The sequence below is a fragment of the Rhizobium tumorigenes genome, assembly GCF_003240565.2.
Classification (GTDB): domain Bacteria; phylum Pseudomonadota; class Alphaproteobacteria; order Rhizobiales; family Rhizobiaceae; genus Rhizobium; species Rhizobium tumorigenes.
In genome coordinates this window covers 697,656-716,974 of record NZ_CP117256.1, presented here as the reverse complement: position 1 = coordinate 716,974, position 19,319 = coordinate 697,656, and the positions used below count along the sequence as shown (strand labels likewise).

At 59.2% G+C, this 19,319-nt stretch carries 16 protein-coding genes; 9 read left to right on the top strand and 7 right to left on the bottom strand.

Annotation, left to right across the window (positions count from 1 at the left end):
* Positions 1-72: 72 nt before the first annotated feature.
* Genes PR017_RS21070 through PR017_RS21050 form a run of 5 tightly spaced genes read left to right on the top strand, consistent with a single transcriptional unit; the run spans position 73 to position 4,767 of the window.
* On the top strand, positions 73-852 hold the full coding sequence (locus PR017_RS21070; protein WP_240538865.1) for an ABC transporter permease: 780 nt from the start codon (positions 73-75) through the stop codon (positions 850-852).
* Positions 853-857: 5 nt separating this feature from the next.
* The gene (locus tag PR017_RS21065) at positions 858-1,613 is read left to right on the top strand and encodes an ABC transporter ATP-binding protein (protein ID WP_111217116.1); all 756 of its coding nucleotides are present in this window, start codon (positions 858-860) and stop codon (positions 1,611-1,613) included.
* A gap of 49 nt (positions 1,614-1,662) precedes the next feature.
* Complete coding sequence (locus PR017_RS21060) at positions 1,663-2,628, top strand: glycosyltransferase family 2 protein (protein ID WP_240538867.1); 966 nt, start codon at positions 1,663-1,665, stop codon at positions 2,626-2,628.
* A 27-nt stretch (positions 2,629-2,655) separates the two neighbouring features.
* The gene (locus PR017_RS21055; protein ID WP_111217118.1) at positions 2,656-3,594 is read left to right on the top strand and encodes a rhamnan synthesis F family protein; all 939 of its coding nucleotides are present in this window, start codon (positions 2,656-2,658) and stop codon (positions 3,592-3,594) included.
* A 36-nt stretch (positions 3,595-3,630) separates the two neighbouring features.
* On the top strand, positions 3,631-4,767 hold the full coding sequence (locus PR017_RS21050) for a glycosyltransferase family 4 protein (protein WP_111217120.1): 1,137 nt from the start codon (positions 3,631-3,633) through the stop codon (positions 4,765-4,767).
* A gap of 96 nt (positions 4,768-4,863) precedes the next feature.
* On the opposite strand, the gene rfbA is transcribed toward PR017_RS21050, so the two are convergent.
* From rfbA to dinB, 6 genes are all read right to left on the bottom strand, one after another.
* Positions 4,864-5,748 carry a glucose-1-phosphate thymidylyltransferase RfbA gene (gene rfbA, locus PR017_RS21045; protein WP_111217122.1) on the bottom strand — a complete coding sequence of 295 codons (885 nt, stop codon included), beginning with the start codon at positions 5,746-5,748 and terminating at the stop codon, positions 4,864-4,866.
* 94 nt (positions 5,749-5,842) lie between these two features.
* Positions 5,843-6,724, bottom strand: coding sequence for a dTDP-4-dehydrorhamnose reductase (gene rfbD / locus PR017_RS21040; protein WP_111217124.1), 882 nt, complete (start codon positions 6,722-6,724; stop codon positions 5,843-5,845).
* A 16-nt stretch (positions 6,725-6,740) separates the two neighbouring features.
* Entirely contained in the window at positions 6,741-7,790 is a 1,050-nt protein-coding gene (gene rfbB / locus PR017_RS21035; RefSeq protein ID WP_111217126.1) for a dTDP-glucose 4,6-dehydratase, read from the bottom strand.
* A 20-nt stretch (positions 7,791-7,810) separates the two neighbouring features.
* Positions 7,811-8,377, bottom strand: a complete 567-nt coding sequence (gene rfbC / locus PR017_RS21030) for a dTDP-4-dehydrorhamnose 3,5-epimerase (protein ID WP_111217154.1) — start codon at positions 8,375-8,377, stop codon at positions 7,811-7,813.
* A gap of 372 nt (positions 8,378-8,749) precedes the next feature.
* On the bottom strand, positions 8,750-9,370 hold the full coding sequence (locus tag PR017_RS21025) for a nucleotidyl transferase AbiEii/AbiGii toxin family protein (RefSeq protein ID WP_206423117.1): 621 nt from the start codon (positions 9,368-9,370) through the stop codon (positions 8,750-8,752).
* A 384-nt stretch (positions 9,371-9,754) separates the two neighbouring features.
* The gene (gene dinB, locus PR017_RS21020) at positions 9,755-10,843 is read right to left on the bottom strand and encodes a DNA polymerase IV (protein ID WP_111217156.1); all 1,089 of its coding nucleotides are present in this window, start codon (positions 10,841-10,843) and stop codon (positions 9,755-9,757) included.
* Between the two features lie 155 nt (positions 10,844-10,998).
* On the opposite strand from dinB, the gene PR017_RS21015 reads away from it, so the two are divergent.
* The 4 genes from PR017_RS21015 (at position 10,999) to PR017_RS21000 (ending at position 17,152) form a co-directional block, all read left to right on the top strand.
* Positions 10,999-11,307 (top strand): hypothetical protein, encoded by a 309-nt coding sequence (locus PR017_RS21015; protein ID WP_111217128.1) that lies wholly within the window; start codon positions 10,999-11,001, stop codon positions 11,305-11,307.
* 361 nt (positions 11,308-11,668) lie between these two features.
* On the top strand, positions 11,669-12,424 hold the full coding sequence (locus PR017_RS21010; protein ID WP_111217130.1) for an ImuA family protein: 756 nt from the start codon (positions 11,669-11,671) through the stop codon (positions 12,422-12,424).
* Positions 12,342-13,856 carry a Y-family DNA polymerase gene (locus PR017_RS21005; RefSeq protein ID WP_111217132.1) on the top strand — a complete coding sequence of 505 codons (1,515 nt, stop codon included), beginning with the start codon at positions 12,342-12,344 and terminating at the stop codon, positions 13,854-13,856. The genes PR017_RS21010 and PR017_RS21005 overlap by 83 nt, the downstream gene beginning before the upstream one ends.
* Positions 13,853-17,152, top strand: coding sequence for an error-prone DNA polymerase (locus PR017_RS21000; RefSeq protein WP_111217134.1), 3,300 nt, complete (start codon positions 13,853-13,855; stop codon positions 17,150-17,152). The genes PR017_RS21005 and PR017_RS21000 overlap by 4 nt, the downstream gene beginning before the upstream one ends.
* Positions 17,153-17,652: 500 nt before the next feature.
* Here PR017_RS21000 and PR017_RS20995 read toward each other — a convergent pair whose 3' ends face one another.
* Positions 17,653-18,462: a lytic transglycosylase domain-containing protein gene (locus tag PR017_RS20995; RefSeq protein ID WP_240538868.1), complete on the bottom strand. Its 810-nt coding sequence runs from the start codon at positions 18,460-18,462 to the stop codon at positions 17,653-17,655.
* Positions 18,463-19,319: the final 857 nt, after the last annotated feature.

Here is a 19,319-nt window from a genome sequence, read left to right as displayed (position 1 = left end):
GTCGCGAATTTAGTAATCGCGCGTCTATCAGAATCGACCTAAAAGAGAATCATGTCCCATAAAAGAAACTACATGAAGCTGGCGCTGGCCGATCTGTGTCAGGGGATGAGGCGGCGCGAACTCTGGATCTACCTGGGCTGGAGAGACGTAAAGCGCCTTTACAATCGATCTGTGCTCGGCCCTTTCTGGCTGACGCTTTCGATGGGCGTCATGGTAGTCGGGCTTGGCCTGCTCTATTCTCAGATCATGAAAGTCGATGTGGCTCATTACCTCCCGAATCTAGCGATCGGATTGATTGCTTGGGGGCTAATCAGCGGCATTATAATAGGCGGCTGCAATATCTTTATCGCTGCCGGCGGGTCATTGCGGCAAATCCGAATGCCGCTAAGCATCCATGTCTACCAGTTCGTGTGGAGCCAGGTTCTTACCTTCGCGCACAACTTCATCATCTATTTCCTAATTATTGCATTCTTTGGCATAAATCCTGGCTGGTCCTCGTTGTTGTTTATCCCGGCACTGATTTTGATCATCATCAACGGCTTCTTTATATCTTTGATCCTAGGCCCGCTTTGTGCTCGCTTCAGAGATATCCCGATGATCATCGGCAGCGTCATGCAGCTAGCCTTCTTTTTGACACCGATTATCTGGAGCGCTCAGGCTCTAGAAGGACGCGGGCTGGTCCTGGCAGCAAATCCGTTTTACCATTTCATAGAGATCGTGCGCGATCCTTTGCTCGGCGGTACCGCCACCTTCACCAACTGGGCTGCCTGCGTCGCCATGACCACCGCTCTAGGCATTGTTGGGACCATTTTCTTCGCGCGTTACCGCGCGCGCGTCGTGTATTGGAGCTAAGCATCATGGCTAGTCTTTCACTGTACAACATTGTCGTCGATATCCCGATCTATCAGCCGGCAAACCGCTCGCTCAAGAACAACCTGCTAGCTTCGGTCACCGGTGGCCAGATCAGGCCAAAACAGGGCACCAACAGCATCGTTATCCGGGCAATTGATGACATGACCCTCGATCTTGATCACGGCGCCCGTGTCGGCCTCATTGGCCACAACGGCGCAGGCAAGTCGACCATTCTACGTGTCATGGCCGGCATCTATGAGCCGACCGCAGGCAGTGTCCGGGTGGAAGGTGACGTGGCGTCGATGTTTGATATCGGTTTTGGTATGGACCCAGAGGCATCCGGCTGGGAGAACATCATCCTGCGCGGTATGTATCTCGGGTACTCCAAACAGGATATCGTTGCCGCCTCGCCGGAAATCGGCGCGATGACGGGCTTGGGCGAGTTCCTGGACATGCCTTTGCGGACCTACAGCGCCGGGATGTCCACTCGCCTGGCCTTTGCCGTTTCCACCTCTATCCAGCCGGATATTCTTCTTATCGATGAGGGCATCGGGGCAGGTGACGCGGCCTTTTTGGCGCAGGCCAAGGAACGCATGCGCACTTTTATCGGTTCAGCTGGCATCCTCGTCCTCGCCTCCCATTCGAACGAACTTATCCGGGAATGGTGTTCGGAGGGTCTGTGGCTGGAGCATGGACGCGTGCGGATGCGCGGTCCCGTCGAGGAGGTGCTAGACGCTTACAAGGAATCCGTCGGGCACTGATCACACTCCTCTCATGGTATGCCTGCGCGACTGAATTTGGATCAATTAAATGCGGTCGGTGATGGATGGCAATCATGAGCCGGAGGACAGGCAGCTGTTCGCAGGCGACTTAACGGGCAGTGGTTGGCAGCGAGTAGGCTGTGTCATCGTCACCTATCGGCCCCACCATGAGCCGTTGTTGAGGCAGGTCGCCGCCATTCACATGCAAGTCGGTACCATCGTCCTGGTCGACAACGGCGATGGTTTGTCGCTACCGACGTTTCCGGAAGAGTACGGTCTGGAGGTGATCTGCCTTGGCGCGAACGATGGCATTGCTCGGGCTCAAAACGTCGGAATACAAAGGTTATTCGACCGGGGTGCAACCCACATACTACTACTTGATCAGGACAGCTTGCCGGCGGCCGATATGGTGGCCTGTCTTCTGGAAGGCCTGACCCAATTGCAGCAGTCGGGGATTGCGGTTGCGGCGGTCGGGCCACAGTACAGCGATCCTCGTCAAGGCGCCCATTCGCCTTTTGTCTACCGGGAAGGGTTGGCGCTCAAGGAGCGCTCGCCTCACGACCCGCCATCGTCAGCGGTGTCGGCAGACTTCCTGATTGCTTCGGGTTGCCTTATTCCCACAGCCGTTCTGGGCGCTGTCGGCGCCATGGACGAGAGCTTGTTCATAGACTACGTCGATATCGAATGGGGGCTTCGCGCGCAGCATCTGGGATATTCCAGCTACGGGATACCGGTGGCGCAGATGGAGCATAGTCTCGGTGACGACTGGATCGTCCACAGAGGGCGGCGGTTCCCAGTTCATAGCCCGCTCCGGCATTATTACTATACACGCAACTCACTTCTGCTTGCTCGCCGTCCCTGGATCGGCTGGCCCTGGCGGTTTATCCTCCTTCGGCGCATGGCAAAGCAATTCGTCTTTTTCAGCGTCTTCGTACCCGGCAAACGGCTGGAAAATGCTTGGATGATGACACGTGGTGTCTTACACGGGGTCCTAGGACGCAGCGGAAAATTATGAATAACACACCTTTACGGGCGATCGCCATTGACCCAGCAGACTGACAAGCCAACCGAATTCACGATTTTCGTGCATGTCTTCTATCCCGAAGTCTGGGAGGAAATGCGCCTGGAAATCGCCGATGTCGTCCGGCAGCCTTTTGGTCTCATCGTCACGCGGCCGCCCGGCATAGGCGCGGTGGCCATTCCGGACACGCCATTTCTCACCTTCTCATGCCAGATCGAACTGGAAAACCGCGGGCGCGACATCCTGCCTTTCCTGCGCGCGCTCCGCCACCCGGACCTGCCGCAGACGGATATCGGCTTGAAACTGCATACGAAGCGCTCACCACATCGCTCCGACGGGGCCGACTGGCGGCGTTTCATGTGTCGCTCGCTCTTGGAAACAGACGGGCAGGACGCGTCTCTTGGCCATAAATTGCTGGCGCAAGAGAAACGGATCGCTCTTGTTGCTCCGCGGGCGCATCTCATGCCGCTCAATGGTCGCACGTCGATCAACGACGGCATCATGTCGGGCATGCTCGCCGGCCTTTTCGGCCCGGATATGGCAGTCGATGTCACAGCGACCCGTTTCGCTGCCGGATCGATGTTTTGGTTCCGGCGCTCGCCGCTGACGCCGCTACTTACGGACGATATCGAAGCTCAGTTCGCCGCCGAACATGGACAGTTGGACGGAACAGCGGCACATGCGCTCGAACGACTGTTTTCCGCCATCGTCGTGCGTCAGGGTTTCCTGTCCTGCGCCATGGAAAACGCCGTGCCCGTCCTCGAGGCGCCGTCATCGACGCTCTCGACCGCGCAGTTGGCTGACCTCATTGAGCGGACCTTGATCCGCGAAAACCCGTTCTCGCTCCCTCTCCGGGATTTCTGGCGAAAAAATCCGCTTCTCCTGAGAGTGGCGCATGCTGTCTACGCTCGCCTGCCCAAAGGTATCATACGCGTCCTTCGCACAGCAATTCAGCGCTGACGGCATTCCGCTACCAGAAGGGTTAGGCTCATCGTCATGGTTACGAATAAAACGCGCATCGCCTTCGTCATTTCCGAAGACTGGTTTTTCGTGTCGCATTTCCTGCCCATGCTGCGTGCCGCGCAGGATGCCGGCCTTGATCCGCTCATCATTACCCGCGTTGGCCGTTGTCGGTCGACCCTGGAAAGACTGGGCGCTCGCGTGATTCCGCTGAATGTCGAACGGCGTAGTATCGGACCGTTGGCCGTCGCCTCTTCGGTTCGGCGCATGGCAAAAATATTACGGGCAGAAAAGGTCGATATCGTTCACTGCATCGCGTTGCGTTCGATTATTCTCGGCGGTCTCGCGGCCACTTTGGCGGGGGTTAGAAACCGCGTCATGGCGGTTACCGGTGGCGGCTTGCTGACTGCCAATAGGGGCTTAGGCGCTGGAATTTTGCGTCGTCTTATCAAGAGTTCCATCACGCTGATTGCCTTGCGCGGCCAAAACCAGTTTCTTTTCGAGAACGTCACCGATCCCTTAAGTTTCGGGCTGGCGCCCACTGCTTCCAATGTCACCATCGTGCCGGGCGCCGGGGTCGATCCGCAGTTCTACACGCCTGCCGCGCCGGCCACGGCCGGTGCACTGAAAATCGCCATGGTCAGCCGCATGGTCTGGTCCAAGGGAGCCGATCTCGCCGTCGAAGCGGTGTCGATCGCCCGTGCGCGCGGATATGATGTCTGCCTTTCCTTGTATGGCACGCCGGACCCATCCAACCCGAGATCGCTTTCCGAAGAAACGCTGAACAGCTGGTCGATGCGGCCGGGGATAAAATGGCAGGGCGCAACACAGGATGTGCGGTCGGTTTGGGCCGCGCATGATTTGGCGTGCCTGCCAACCAGAGGCGGAGAAGGGCTGCCGCGTTCGATCCTGGAAGCAGGCGCCTGCGGCCGGGCCATCCTGACCACCAATGTTCCAGGTACCCGCGACTTCGTGCGGGAAGGGCAGGAGGGCTGGCTCGTTCCACCCGACGACGTCCTGGCACTCGCGGATCGGATCTGTGCCCTGGCATCGTCTCCCGCACTGGTGGCGAAGGCCGGTGTCGATGCCCGCGAGCGGATCGTGGCTGGATTCACGGAAGCGCATGTGGAGGGGCAGGTGTCAGCGCTCTACCGACGTTTTCTGGCGTCCTGAACGACAACGAACCCATGCCATGGGACGGTCTCAGCCTGCCAGGGACGCGCTGCCGGTTGAACCGCCGTCACCGGACGGCGGTCCGCAGACGGTATCTCAAAACGCGCTGTCGTCTCGCGCCTCGGCGAGCTTCATCAGATACTTTCCATAACTGCTCTTGCCGAGGCCGATTGCGAGCTTTGTCAGTTGAGCGTCGTCGATATGACCCATACGGTAGGCAACTTCCTCCGGGCAGGCGACTTTGAAGCCCTGGCGCTTTTCCAATGTACTGACGAACTCTGCGGCTTCGAGCAGACTGTCGGGCGTACCGGTGTCGAGCCATGCGTAACCGCGACCCATCAGTTCCACCGAAAGCTGACCGCGTTCCAAATAGATGCGATTGACGTCCGTTATCTCCAACTCTCCGCGCGCGGACGGCTTCAGGTTAGCGGCAATGTCGACCACCTGCTCGTCGTAAAAATAGAGACCTGTCACCGCCCAGTTGCTTTTCGGCTTCTCAGGCTTTTCTTCGATTGAAAGAGCCTTCATGGAGTGGTCAAACTCGACCACGCCGTATCGTTCAGGATCTGTGACATGATAGGCAAAGACGCGAGCGCCGCGGGTAGTGTCTGCGCCCGACTTTAACAGTTGTGGCAGGCCGTGGCCGTAATAGATATTGTCGCCGAGAATCAGCGCCGAGGGATTGCTGCCGACAAAGTCCGCACCGATCACGAAAGCCTGGGCGAGACCATCCGGGCTAGGCTGCACGGCGTAATCGATGGAGATGCCCCAGTTGCTGCCATCGCCCAGCAGGCGCTTGAACGCCTCGTTGTCATGGGGCGTTGTGATGATCAAAATTTCCCTGATACCGGCAAGCATCAGCGTTGTCAGCGGGTAATAGATCATAGGCTTATCGTAGACCGGCATCAGCTGCTTGGACACGGCCATGGTGATCGGATAAAGGCGAGAGCCGGAGCCGCCCGCAAGAATGATGCCCTTCATGCTTCTTTCCTTGTGTCATGAGACGATGGGAGCGTCTTTGTAGAAGCGTCCTCCCATCCAGCCGCTTGGCAGCAGCCGGAACGCTCCCTATGTCTTAGGTCGTTAAAAGTCTTTCACAAACCACTCTCGTGGACTGTCGCCAGTCCGGAAGCACGATTGCGTAGATATCATGGAGCTTGCCGTTCGATAGCCGTGAATTGGCCGGTCGGCTGGCTGGCGTCGGATAGTCCGCGGTGGTGATGCGCCCGACAGTTACCGTCTTGCCGGTTGTCTGATGCAGATTGGCAAAAATCTCTTCGGCGAATTCCGCCCAGGTCGCCTCGCCGCTGCCGGTCAGATGGAACACACCGCGCAACTTCGGAACGGCATCCTTGACCAGCCGCTGAGCGATTGCGATCACCGCATCGGCGATGTCGAGAGCGCTGGTCGGCGTACCCCGTTGATCGGCAACGACGTTTATGGCGTCGCGCGTTTCAGCCAGCCGTAGCATCGTCTTGACGAAATTAGCACCGTAAGGCGAATAAACCCAGGCGGTTCGAAGGATTGCGTGGTTTGCGGTCGCTGCTGCAATCGCCTGCTCGCCTGCCAGCTTGGATTTGCCGTAGACAGAGGTAGGCCCTGTCTCGTCTGTCTCGACATAGAAACCGTTCTTGTCGCCGGGAAACACGTAGTCGGTCGACAGGTGCACGACTGGAATGCCGAGTTCCTCGGCGATGGTTGCGATCGCTGCCGGACCGTCAGCATTGATGGCAAAGGCCGCCGCCTCATCGCTCTCGGCCTTGTCAACCGCCGTGTAGGCGGCGGCCGAAACGATCGCATCGGCTTTAAGGTCAACGAGAGCTGTTCGGATGGACTCCTTGTCGGCCAAATCCAGTTCCGGGCGGCCGACAGCGACAATCTCGACACCGGCAAACGGCCCACGCTCGATCAGCGCGCTCACCACTTGTCCACGTTTTCCTGTGACGGCTATCCGCATGTTACTGTTCCCGAACCTATTTCAGTACGCCGAGACGCTCGCCAGAATAAACACCCTGACGCAGCGGCTGCCACCACCATTCATTGTCGAGATACCAGCGCACGGTGCGCTCAATACCGCTGTCGAAATTCTCTTGCGCTTTCCAACCCAACTCTCTCTCCAGCTTGGTGGCGTCGATGGCGTAGCGCGCGTCATGGCCGGGGCGGTCGGTAACATACGTGATCAGCTCGGCATGAGGCCTTGCCTTGGGACGCAGCTGGTCCATCAGTTCGCAGACGCGGGTGACGACGTCGATGTTGCGGCGCTCGTTGCGACCGCCGACGTTATACTTCTCGCCCAACCGGCCACGCCCTGCGATCAAATCGAGGGCGCGCGCGTGGTCCTCGACATAAAGCCAGTCGCGAATATTGACGCCCTTTCCATAGACCGGGAGCGGCTTGCCATCCATGGCATTGAGGATGATGAGCGGGATCAGCTTTTCCGGAAAGTGATAGGGACCGTAATTGTTGGAGCAGTTTGACACCACAACGGGCAGGCCATAGGTGTGGTGCCATGCGACCGCCAAGTGGTCGCTTGCTGCCTTCGAAGCGGAATAGGGTGAGGATGGATCGTAAGGCGTGATCTCTTCGAACAAGCCTTCTTCCCCGAGCGAGCCGTAGACCTCATCGGTCGAAACATGGAGGAAACGGAAGGACGCTTTACGGTCGGCCGGAAGGTCGTTCCAATAATGCCGTGCCGCTTCCAGAAGGCTGAAGGTCCCTATGACATTGGTCTGCACGAAGTCAGCGGCGCCGCTGATCGAACGATCGACATGGCTTTCGGCGGCCAGATGCATGATACGATCTGGCTGGAAGGAGGCCATGGCCTCCGACATCTTCTGCAGGTCGCAGATATCGGCCCGAAGGAACCTGTAGTTCTGGGCGCCATCGACATCCCTGAGCGATGCAAGATTGCCGGCGTAGGTCAGTTTGTCGACGTTCAAGACCTCGGCACCGACGTCTTTCACGAGATGACGGACGAGTGCCGAACCGATAAACCCTGCTCCGCCTGTGACAAGAATGCGCATGTTCTTCTGTCTCCGTGGCTTTATTCGTTGATCATCTGAAAGTATGCGGGAAGCTCCGCCAAAGTTGGCTGTTCCTTGTCCTTGTTGGACAGGATGGCGTCTTGGAGCGGCAGGGGCCACGCGATACCGATGCTTGGATCGTTCCACAGAAGGCCGCGATCGTTCTCCGCGCTGTAGGGCGCTGTCACCTTGTATGAGATCACGCAGTCGGGAACCAGGGTCGCAAAGCCGTGGGCAAATCCTGCCGGGATCCAGAGCTGCTCGCCGTTTTCCTTTGAGAGTTCGAGCCCGTACCATTGTCCGTAGGTCGCCGATCCCACGCGGATATCGACGGCGACATCGAAGATCCTTCCTGCGATACACCGCACCAATTTACCTTGCGCCAATGGCTCCAGCTGGAAGTGCAACCCACGCACCGTTCCGACAGAAGCCGAGAGAGACTCGTTTTCCTGTACAAATGTGACGTCTGCCACATTCTCGCGGAACCAACCCTCCTTAAACGTCTCGGAAAAGTACCCGCGATGATCACCAAGTCTGTTAGGGGTAATTTTTGTCAGGCCAGCAAGCGGCAATCGGTCGATCTTCATCATACACCCATCTGTTCCACTCGATCCTTTGTAATTTCCGAGACCGGTTTGCAAGCGACTTCTATCGAATCACAAATCTCCGGTCATCCTTTTTAGACTCAAGGACCGTTCAACCCTTAAAAGAGCCGGGTGGAGGAGATACGCGATTGCCAGCTATGACTGAAAGTTAAAGGTTTTCGCGGGCGGGCTCGACAGAACCCCTTCCATTCGCCAAGTTTCAACACCGCAGTTTCCGTGTCCGAACCGACATTTCGCGGATAGAATGCCGGTGACAGCAGTTGAAAACTTTCTGGGCGCCCTCGGTGCAAGCCTAGATCAACGAGAACCTCTAGAGACGCTTCGCGTATGACGCGATGCGCGCGAGGATCTCTTTCAGGCTTGGCCTGCCATGATAATAGGGGCCGCGGTCCGCTCATACGCGCGTTCGTAAAGTGCGAATATCTGGGGGTTGGAAAGACTGAACGCCGGGTTGCTGCTGATATCCGGATTGTCGAGTTTCGGGAAGCGCCGGTTCTTGTGGGCGCGATACGTGCCCGTACCGATGAAAGCTTGCACGTGGGCTCGATACGTGCCCGTACCGATGAAAGCTTGCACGTGGGCTTGGTTCAGCAGGCAGTAGACGTCATAATAATGTCGAAGGAAATTGACGGGCAATTGTCCGGTTTCCTGCTGCCGTCGATACTTTGTGGAGATGGTCTGAAGCTTTTCCACCAGAGTGTAGCCGGGTTCGTAGCAGGGCACGGACAGCGCGCGATTGTCGATCAGTTCCACCAGCAATGACGCATAGTCGTATGCCCAGGAGCTAATATCCCTTTCGATATTGGGGGTAACTGTATCGAAGCCGGCTTCGAGCAGTACGCCATCCTTTAGCTCAGACTTCACGCCTGTCATCCCGGGATAATAGAGGCGGATGCCACCGCTGCGATAACTCTCGTTGTCGAAGTCAGTATCGCGCTCGATGTTTCGAATTCCGTTGATCGTGAAACGCGCCAAGATTGACGAAAGGTCCCCTGGGCGCTTGGAACCAAGAACCTCGCTATGCCTCGCCAAGTCTTGCCTTCCCGCTTAAAACGAATATCCGATCGCCTTCGATCAGGGAAACGGGACAACTTTTCCTCCGCAAACCAGTTCGTCGCTTTTCGCATGGCTGCGCTGCAACAAAGTCTATTTAATGTGCTGAAACATCGGATATCTTCTAGCCGTCGAAGCAATGCATCTCCTCCCGCATCGCTTCGAATTCAGACGTCCACTCCTCCCCCGCAGGGACGTCTGTCGGAACAGCGGCTTTCCTCCTCGTAAGCTGTCTGTTCGGTTCTTTTCGAAAGCCTGCCGCACCTCCTCCTCCCGCGGCAGGCTTTTCGTTTGGGGACCATCGCGTCAAAGGCCGAGGGCGAGTTGCGGTTCTGCCTCGTGGTCGCTCGTGTTCAGCGATGACAGGGTCACGCCCAGCAGTCGCACAGGACGTTTGAACGGGAACACCGAGGCAAGCAGGATCTCTGCGGCCTCCAGCACCATGTCGATATCCGAGACGGGTCCGGACAGGGTTTTGCTGCGGGTCGCCTGGCTGAAATCCGAATATTTGATTTTGACGGTCACCGTCTTTCCCCTGATGTCGTTGGCCTCGCAAGAACGCCAGACCTTTTCGGCCAACGGCCTCAGCTCGGCCTTGGCCAGATCGAGATCGTCGATGTCCTCGACGAAGGTATCCTCGGCGCCAACGGATTTCCGGATCCGGTCGGGCCTGACCCGGCGTTCGTCGATGCCACGGGCGATCCCGAAGAAATAGGGCCCGGACTTGCCGAACGTCTGCTGGAGGAAGGCAAGAGACTTCGATTTGAGGTCAAGGCCGGTCTCGATGCCGTGCCGTTTCATGCGCTCGGCCGTCGCCGGCCCGACGCCATGGAATTTCTTGACGGGGAGGGTTTCGACGAAGCCCGGGCCATTCTTCGGCGTGATCACCGCCTGGCCATTCGGCTTGTTCAGGTCGCTTGCCATCTTGGCCAGAAACTTGTTGTAGGAGATGCCAGCGGATGCATTGAGTCCGGTGACAGCCTTGATCTTTGCGCGGATCTCCAGCGCAATGTGCGTGGCGATCTCCATGCCCATCAAGTTTTCGGTCACGTCGAGATAGGCCTCGTCGAGCGACAGGGGCTCGATAAGGGATGTGTACTCAGCAAAGATGTCCCGGATCTGCTGCGACACCTGCCGATAGACCTCGAAGCGTGGCGGCACGAAGATCAGCTCCGGACATTTCCGCCTGGCGGTGACGGACGGCATGGCCGAGTGGACACCGAAGGTTCGCGCTTCGTAACTGGCCGCCGCCACGACGCCCCGGGCCGCCGATCCGCCAACGGCCAGCGGCCGTCCGCGCAGGTCGGGATTGTCGCGCTGCTCGACCGAGGCATAGAAGGCATCCATGTCGACATGAATGATTTTGCGGGTTGGCGGTAGCGTCACGTCGTTCATGGCGGCCATCTGGGCATGTCAGCGAAACAAAAAGAGAACATACCAGCGTCTGGAACGATAGCCAAGACGCCTGATGCTCACCTGCCGGGAAACGAGGAAACCAGTGGGGCCGAGAGACGTTGTGAACGGCGACATCAGCAAGAGGAGATAGCCGCATGGCAGACGACAGCACCCTGACGATCCGAGCCACCTTCGCGACCCGCGCGGCAGCCGATCTGGCGGTCGAGCATCTGGTTCAGCAGCACGGCATCGCAAGGCCGGACATCTTCGTCCAATCCACCACCGCTGACAACACCGTCGGCACCTCGCCATCGGGCGGAGACGTGTCCCACAATGAGGGTGCGCGCGATGACGCGCCGCTTGGCGGCGAGATCGAGGTGTCCGCCGATATTGCCGCCAGCCAAGTTGGCGCTGTCCAACGCAGTCTGGGGGAGGCGGGTGCGATCCGCGTCTCCGGCCGATAGGCACCGCCAAGCCTTTGCACGACAGTGGCGAAGGGGTCTCCCCACCGGGGAGCCACATCGAACCTTCCCCCGAAAGGTAAACCGTGTCCCCGGTCGCATCCATTCCGCGACCGGAGGCAACCGGTGCCTCGTCCAGCTACGCGCCCAGCGATTTTTTTTGTGAGGCCAGACACGGCGCAAACGGGGATACGGCGCTGATTCGGCTCAAGAATCTTCGTCCTTGCTAAAATTGGAGGAGGATATTCCTATTTTATACTGGCTTGACTCTCGTTGCGCGACAGAACAGAACGTGAACTTCAATCGATAAAACGGCATGACGTCGTTCTGATGAGCCCCACGAACCGAGAGGATTGCGTGAACGATGACGGCTGCACGCGCGCACGTCATAGCCGATCTGCGCAGCCGTATCGCCTCCCTTGGGCGTGGCCCGGCGATGCCATTGGAAAGCCTGCCCTTCGGTGTCGCCGAGATCGATGCCGTGCTGCCAGGAGGCGGTCTTGCGCGCGGCGCTCTTCATGAGTTCGCAGGCGGTGGCGTCGGTGCCGTCGATGGAGCCGCCGCCGCCCTGTTCGTTGCCGGGATTGCGGCCCGCACCAAAGGCAAGATCGTCTGGTGTCTGACGCGTCCAGACCTGTTTTTCCCGGCGCTGGCCCAAGCGGGCCTCGATGCGAACCGCGTCATCTTCGTCGAGGGCGATCGGCAGGAGGACGTGCTTGCCTCCATGGAGGAGGCCTTGTCCTATGGCGGCCTCGGCGCGGTCGTGGGCGAGCTCGTGCGACTGCCGATGCTGGAAAGCCGGCGCCTGCAGCTTGCCGCCGAACAAAAGGGGACCTTGGCCCTCGTCGTTCGCAGATGGCGCCGCCAGACGGAAGCCAACGACTTCGGTCAACCGACCGCTTCGGTCACGCGGTGGCGCGTGAGCGTGCTGCCGTCGGTGGCCTTGCCCGTGCCCGGCGTCGGGCGGGCAACCTGGTTGCTGGAGCTGATGAGATCGCGGGCCGGCGCCTGTGCCGAGTTTATCGTTGGAGCGTGTGATGACCAGGGTCGTATCGATCTACCTTCCGGATCTGTCGACGGATCGCATTCGTCGCGCCGCCGATCCGGCCATTCCGGTTGACCAGGCCATTGCCGTGATTGCAAAAAGCGGATCGAAACGCTGGGTGTCGGCGGCCGACGATCCCGCCAGAAAAGCAGGTGTGCGCATCGGCATGGCGGCTGCAAAAGCCCAGGCCCTGTTCCAGGGACTGCTGATGATCGACGCGGACCTGCAGGCCGATGCTGCGGCTCTTGAGCGGATCGCGTTGTGGGCTTTGACCCAGTATTCGCCTATCGTTGCCGTCGACGCTCCCAACGGCATCGTCATGGACACGGAGGGCGCCGACCATCTCAAGGGTGGGGAGCGCGCCATGCTGACGGGCATCGCCAATCGGTTCGCCGCCAAGGGTCTGACAACGCGTGTCGCCATTGCCGACACATGGGGCGCTGCGCACGCCTGCGCACGGGCGATCAAAAGAGAGACGGTCATCATACCCAGAGGCGAGACCGTGCGCGCCGTCGAGCGCTTGCCCATAGCGCTGCTGCGACTGCCTGACAAGACCGTCAGCGATCTCAGGACCCTTGGCTTTCGCACGATCGGGGAGCTCTCAGCGACGCCGCGCGCGCCGCTGACGCTTCGCTTCGGACCCGAGATCGGGCGACGGCTCGACCAGATGGTCGGTCGTGCCCGCGAGCCGATCGAGCCCATAAGAAGCCCTGGGCAGATTGCGGTCGCTCGCTCTTTCCAGGACCCGATCGGTGCGGCCGAGACGATCGATAAATATGTCGGGCGCCTGGTCGTCGAGCTCTGCGCCGAACTCCAAAGACAAGGGCTGGGGGTCCGGCGTGCCGACCTGATCATCGACACGGTCGACAATACCCGCCAGGCCATTCGTGCCGGAACGGCAAAGCCTGCAAGGGACGTGGCCTGGCTCACCAAGCTGTTCAAGGACCGCACCGAAAGGATCGATCCAGGTTTCGGCATCGAGAGGCTGACCCTGGTCGCCGTCCTGTCGCAGCCGCTCGGCGAGACCCAGACGACATCGTGGTTCATCGAGGATGGTGTCCAGGATATCACGCCGCTTGTGGACATCTTCGGCAACCGCGGCCAGCGGGTTTACCGCCTGGCACCGGTGGCCTCCGATGTCCCGGAGCGCAGCGTCCGGCGAATTGCTGCCACCGCTGACGATATCGACGTCTTCTGGTCGCATCATTGGCCGCGTCCGGTCCGTCTGCTTGCCCATCCGGAGGAGGTCGAGGTGATCGCGCTGCTTCCCGACCATCCGCCGGTGTCGGTCACGTGGCGGGGCAAGCGCCGGCGGGTCAGACGCGCCGATGGGCCCGAGCGCATCTTCGGCGAATGGTGGCAGCGCACGTCCGAATGGGCGGCGGTTCGCGACTACTTCATCGTTGAGGACGACGCAGGCGAGCGCCTCTGGATTTTCCGCTCCGGCGATGGTGTCGATGGCGGGACCGGATCCCACACCTGGTTTGTCCACGGAATTTTTGCATGAGATATGCCGAGCTTCAGGTCACCACACAGTTCAGTTTTTTAAGGGGCGCAAGTTCGGCCCAGGAGCTGTTTGCAACCGCGAAGGCGCTGGGTATCGATGCGATCGGGGTCGTCGATCGCAACTCGCTTGCCGGGATCGTCCGGGCTCTCGAGGCCTCGCGCGAAACAGGCGTGCGCCTGGTGGTCGGATGTCGCCTCGATCTGGCGGACGGCATGTCGATCCTGGTTTATCCGACCGACCGCGCTGCCTATTCCCGGCTAACCCGGCTGATCACGCTGGGGAAGGCAAGGGGCGGGAAGAACAACTGCATTCTGCATCTGGACGACGTCGCGATCTATGCGGATGGCCTGCTCGGTGTCCTGATCCCGGACATCACCGACGATATCTGCGCGGTCCAACTCCGCAGGTTGACCGAGGTCTTTGGAGATCGTTCCTATCTGTCACTGTCGCTGAGACGCCGCCCCAACGACCAGCTGCGGCTTCATGATCTGTCGAATATGGCCGCGCGGCTCAAGGTCAAGACCGTCGTCACCAATGACGTGCTGTTTCACGAGCCAGAGAGGCGTCAGTTGCAGGACATTGTCACCTGCATTCGCAACAATACGACGATCGACGAGGTCGGTTTCGAACGCGAGCGTCACGCCGACAGGTATCTCAAGCCGCCCGAGGAAATGGAGCGTCTGTTTCCTCGCTATCCAGAAGCGCTACGGCGAACCATGGAGATCGTCGATCGCTGCAAATTCTCGCTCGAGGAATTGACCTACCAGTATCCGGAAGAAGCCATCGTTCCTGGAAAATCGGCCCAGGAGTCCCTCGAACACTATGTCTGGCAATGTGTGCCGGATCGCTATCCGGAAGGCCTGCCGCCAAAAACGCTGCAGATCGTCCGGCATGAGCTCGACCTGATCCAGAAGATGAAATACGCGCCTTACTTTCTCACCGTGTTTTCGATCGTGCGGTTTGCACGGGGCCAAGGCATCCTCTGCCAGGGACGCGGCTCGGCTGCGAACTCGGCCGTCTGCTACATTCTTGGCGTCACCTCGATCGATCCAGAAACGAACGATCTCCTGTTCGAGCGCTTCGTCAGCCAGGAGCGGGACGAGCCGCCGGACATCGATGTCGATTTCGAGCACCAGCGGCGCGAGGAAGTCATCCAGTGGATCTACAGGACCTACGGCCGGGAAAAGGCTGCCCTTTGCGCGACCGTGACGCGCTATCGCGCCAAGGGCGCCATCCGTGACGTCGGCAAGGCGCTGGGCCTGCCGGAAGATTTGATCAAGGCGTTGTCGTCGGGCATGTGGTCGTGGTCGGAAGAGGTGAGCTCCCGTAACGTGAAAGAGCTCAATCTCAATCCCGACGATCGTCGGCTGGTCCTGACGCTGCAGCTGGCCCAGCAACTGATGGGCGCACCCCGTCATCTCGGGCAGCATCCCGGCGGCTTTGTTCTAACGCGGGACCGTCTCGATGATCTCGTTCCCATCGAGCCGGCCAGCATGAAAGACAGGCAGATCATCGAGTGGGACAAGGACGATGTCGAAGCCCTGAAAATGATGAAGGTGGACGTTCTGGCGCTGGGCATGCTGACCTGCATGTCCAAGGCGTTCGACCTGATCCGCGAGCACAAGGACGAAGACCTGGATTTGTCCAAAATTCCTCAGGAGGATCAGGCGACCTATGCGATGATCCGCAAGACCGACACGCTGGGGACGTTCCAGATCGAGAGCCGGGCGCAAATGGCGATGCTGCCGCGTCTGAAGCCCAGGACATTTTACGATTTGGTTGTCCAGGTTGCGATCGTCCGCCCGGGACCAATCCAGGGCGACATGGTGCATCCGTACCTGCGCCGGCGTGAGGGCAAGGAGAAGGTCGAGTATCCCACCCCGGAACTGGAAGCCGTGCTTGGGAAGACGCTGGGCGTGCCGCTTTTTCAGGAATCGGCGATGCGGGTCGCGATGGTCTGTGCCGGTTTTACCGGCGGAGAGGCCGACCAATTGCGCAAGAGCATGGCGACCTTCAAGTTCAGCGGGGGCGTGTCGCGGTTCAAGGATAAACTGGTCTCGGGTATGGTGCGAAACGGCTATACCGCCGCGTTCGCCGAAAAGACCTTCAGTCAGCTCGAGGGGTTCGGCTCCTATGGCTTTCCGGAATCCCACGCGGCTTCCTTCGCGCTGATCGCCTATGCGTCCAATTTTGTGAAGTGCCACTTCCCGGACGTCTTTTGCGCGGCCCTGTTGAACAGTCAGCCCATGGGCTTTTATGCGCCCGCCCAGATCGTCGGCTGTGCCCGCGCCCATGGCGTCGAGATCCGCCCCGTCTGTATCAACCAATCCCGTTGGGATTGCACGCTGGAGCGGATCGGCAGTACCGAGCGCCATGCTGTCCGGCTGGGCATGCGGATGGTGAGAGGTCTCGCCGTCTCGGACGCCGCCCGGATTGTCGCCGCGCGAATGAACAGTGAATTTGCTTCCGTCGATGACATGTGGCGCCGGTCGGGTGTTCCGGCTGCCTCGCTGGTCGAACTTGCGGAGGCAGATGCGTTTCGGCCGGCCCTGAAGCTCGAGAGACGCGACGCCCTTTGGGCGATCAAGGCGCTGCGCGACGAGCCGCTGCCTTTGTTTGCCGCTGCTGCCGATCGCGAGATGCAAACGATCGCCGAGCAGCGGGAGCCCGAGGTCGCGCTCAGGCAGATGACCGAAGGCCATAATGTGGTGGAGGACTATGGCCATACCGGGCTCACGCTTCGCGACCACCCGATCGCCTTCCTGCGAACCGATCTGGCAAAGCGCAGCATCGTGACCTGCGAGGAGGCCATGACGGCACGGGATGGTCGATGGGTCCTGACGGCAGGCCTGGTTCTTGTGCGGCAGAAGCCGGGCTCCGCGAAAGGTGTGATGTTCATCACGATCGAGGATGAAACCGGACCTGCGAACATCGTGGTCTGGCCAAAGCTGTTTGAAAGGCGGCGTCGGGTTGTGCTGGGAGCCTCGATGATGGCGATCAACGGCAAAATCCAGCGGGAAGGCGATGTCGTCCATCTCGTCGCCCAGCAGCTGTTCGACCTGTCAGGCGATCTGTCCGGCCTTGCAGACCGGGAGATCGCGTTCAATTTGCCGGCGGGCCGGGGAGACGAGTTTGCCCATGGCTCTGCCGGAGGTGGAGACGCAAGAGATCGGGCACCGTCGCCCAGACCGCGGGACATTTTTGTGCGCTCCTTCCGAGTTCGGCATGACGAGTTCCATGCCGAGCCCGATCCTCAGCGGAGCCCACTCCCAAAAGTCCGTGCGGAAGGCAAATGACCCGTCTCGGATCGATCCTATGAGGTGAAGTGTTGGCGTGCGACTATGTCCGCCATACAGGAACGGTCGACCTGATCGGTCGATATGACGCGGCGCACCATCACAGATATATGATGGTGGACGATGAAGGCATGCGACGACGCCCCTATTTGTCGCCGCCCACAGCGCAAGCTTAAAAGGCACGGGCGCCGTGTGAGCACTTTTGCGCCCAGATCTTTGCCAACGAAGCGGAGCCGACCATGCCAAGCCCCATCGATCTGGAACAGTCCCGCCGCGACCTCCTCATTTCGTCTACCGCGACCGTGGTGGGGTCCGGGATAGCGGGCAAGGCAATGGCAACTGAATGGCGGGGAGCGAAGCGACCTTCACATCTAAGGTCTCGCTGACTGTAAACGGAGACCGTCACGAACTCGACGTCGACCGTCTGTCATTACTTGGCAACCTTACGGCCCTCAAGTGAATTGAATAGTTCGTCGGCGGTAAGTCAGCGCGTGCACGCGTTAAAAGTTTTTGAACACCAAACATGGAAAACCGGCGCGCTCGACAATTTTGCAGGTGTCTTCCGCATCTCTACGCTGTGTCCTTCCTATTCGAGCAGAATAACGGGGTCTATATCCAAAATCCCGATCAATCTTGCGCAGAATTATGGGTGCCTCCGTGTTTAAAGGGGCCGGCAACCTGGCAGATACACGTGCAAACAGCGTCCGTGCAGTCACACTGCTTGCTGCTGCTGCCAATTGTGCTCCCCATGGCGTCCAAACACCTTCAGACTGCTCTGCCGGCTCCACGAGCCGTCGTGTGGCAGCAAGGGCGACGCAGGCATCCATGAACGCCCTGTGTTCGTCAAGTGGCGGAAGGGCGAGGTCGCTCGGTGAGCGCCTCCACTCGTCGACGGTGTGCCCCGTGATCCCGAAAACATAGTTCCTGGACTCCGACGGTAAGTCTCCAACAAGCATGAATGTCGAAACGCGCTGCTCGCCAGCATTGTAGGCTGCAGCTGCGAGCCCAAGATTGCCGAAGCGGGTCCGGAGCTTCATCAGATATTGCGATGATGCCCGGAGGGCTTCCAAGAGATCAAAGCTGTCTTTGAGGCCACGAAGCGCTGCGGTGGCTGGCATGAACTGCGCTATGCCCTGAGCACCCTTTGGGCTGATTGCTTCCGCCCTAAAACGGCTTTCACGCCATATCAGACGTGCAAAGAAGTCAGGGGGTAGCTGGCTTCTCGTCGCAAACTTTTCCAACGCGCTGCAAATGTCGCGGTTCAAGCTCCCGGCATGAATGCAAAGTGCCCGACCTGGGGCGTCAGTCATCGAATAGAGACAAGCCGGGCTCGCTCTGCCTCCACGCGCACCGACTGTGGACATCGGAATCAAAAGGAAGATCGTCAGGGATATAAGAGCGGTTGGGGCGATGCACCTTATCAAGCGAAGCTCCCCGACCCTTGGGCCGCTTTTCGACGATGGGTCTGCGGTTGGAACCCAGACCTTAGCTCCCCGTCATAGTCCACGCTTACCGGAAATAACGCAAAGGCGAATACGACGTGAGCGCTCAGAAGCCTCTCACCGCGCAATCTTCTTTCCCGCAAGCAAAACAGCGAAGCTTGTGGTTGACACCTGTCAGACTGATAGATGGCTGCTTCTATGTGGCTTCTTGAAGGGCAGAATATTGCTCTCCTCGAAGTCGTCGACCAATGGTACCAGTCTCGGCGCGAAAACCGCCAGCAGAACAAACATCGATGAAGCTGCGGCGGGAATACAAAGTAGTGCGATCATCGCTAACCCTAAAGATGTTCTACAAAACGGCTAGGCAAGCGATAGGTCTTGAAACTTGCGCCAAGCCGCACAGAAAGACATCTGGCCCGATGTCGCTCAATCGACGTCCCGTGAAAGGGCGAGTGCATCGAAAATGCCAAGACAGTATGAGATCGAGCAGGCCTCTCCAGACGAACGAGCCTCCTCCTCGCTACGCACTCCAAGAGGTGCCAAAGCCAGCACTCGTTGCCGCCCACAGGTCGCGTCGTTTTGCGCGGCGCGCGGCCACCGTCCCTGCCAGAAGCTGGCCGAAACTCCGCTGCTCGCACCATCTGAAAATCAAAAAAATATATTATCGACTGAAGTATTGGTCCTCTATTGAGGTCAGAGGCAAGGCATCGATGTCGGGAAAAAGG

Excerpts from the sequence above, each read along its gene's own strand:
- PR017_RS21070 (WP_240538865.1), top strand. The coding sequence starts at position 73 with ATGAAGCTGGCGCTGGCCGATCTGTGTCAGGGGATGAGGCGGCGCGAA.
- PR017_RS21065 (WP_111217116.1), top strand. The coding sequence starts at position 858 with ATGGCTAGTCTTTCACTGTACAACATTGTCGTCGATATCCCGATCTAT.
- PR017_RS21060 (WP_240538867.1), top strand. The coding sequence starts at position 1,663 with ATGCGGTCGGTGATGGATGGCAATCATGAGCCGGAGGACAGGCAGCTG.
- PR017_RS21050 (WP_111217120.1), top strand. The coding sequence starts at position 3,631 with ATGGTTACGAATAAAACGCGCATCGCCTTCGTCATTTCCGAAGACTGG.
- rfbA (WP_111217122.1), bottom strand. The coding sequence starts at position 5,748 with ATGAAGGGCATCATTCTTGCGGGCGGCTCCGGCTCTCGCCTTTATCCG.
- rfbD (WP_111217124.1), bottom strand. The coding sequence starts at position 6,724 with ATGCGGATAGCCGTCACAGGAAAACGTGGACAAGTGGTGAGCGCGCTG.
- rfbB (WP_111217126.1), bottom strand. The coding sequence starts at position 7,790 with ATGCGCATTCTTGTCACAGGCGGAGCAGGGTTTATCGGTTCGGCACTC.
- rfbC (WP_111217154.1), bottom strand. The coding sequence starts at position 8,377 with ATGAAGATCGACCGATTGCCGCTTGCTGGCCTGACAAAAATTACCCCT.
- dinB (WP_111217156.1), bottom strand. The coding sequence starts at position 10,843 with ATGAACGACGTGACGCTACCGCCAACCCGCAAAATCATTCATGTCGAC.
- PR017_RS21015 (WP_111217128.1), top strand. The coding sequence starts at position 10,999 with ATGGCAGACGACAGCACCCTGACGATCCGAGCCACCTTCGCGACCCGC.
- PR017_RS21010 (WP_111217130.1), top strand. The coding sequence starts at position 11,669 with ATGACGGCTGCACGCGCGCACGTCATAGCCGATCTGCGCAGCCGTATC.
- PR017_RS21005 (WP_111217132.1), top strand. The coding sequence starts at position 12,342 with ATGACCAGGGTCGTATCGATCTACCTTCCGGATCTGTCGACGGATCGC.
- PR017_RS21000 (WP_111217134.1), top strand. The coding sequence starts at position 13,853 with ATGAGATATGCCGAGCTTCAGGTCACCACACAGTTCAGTTTTTTAAGG.
- PR017_RS20995 (WP_240538868.1), bottom strand. The coding sequence starts at position 18,462 with ATGACTGACGCCCCAGGTCGGGCACTTTGCATTCATGCCGGGAGCTTG.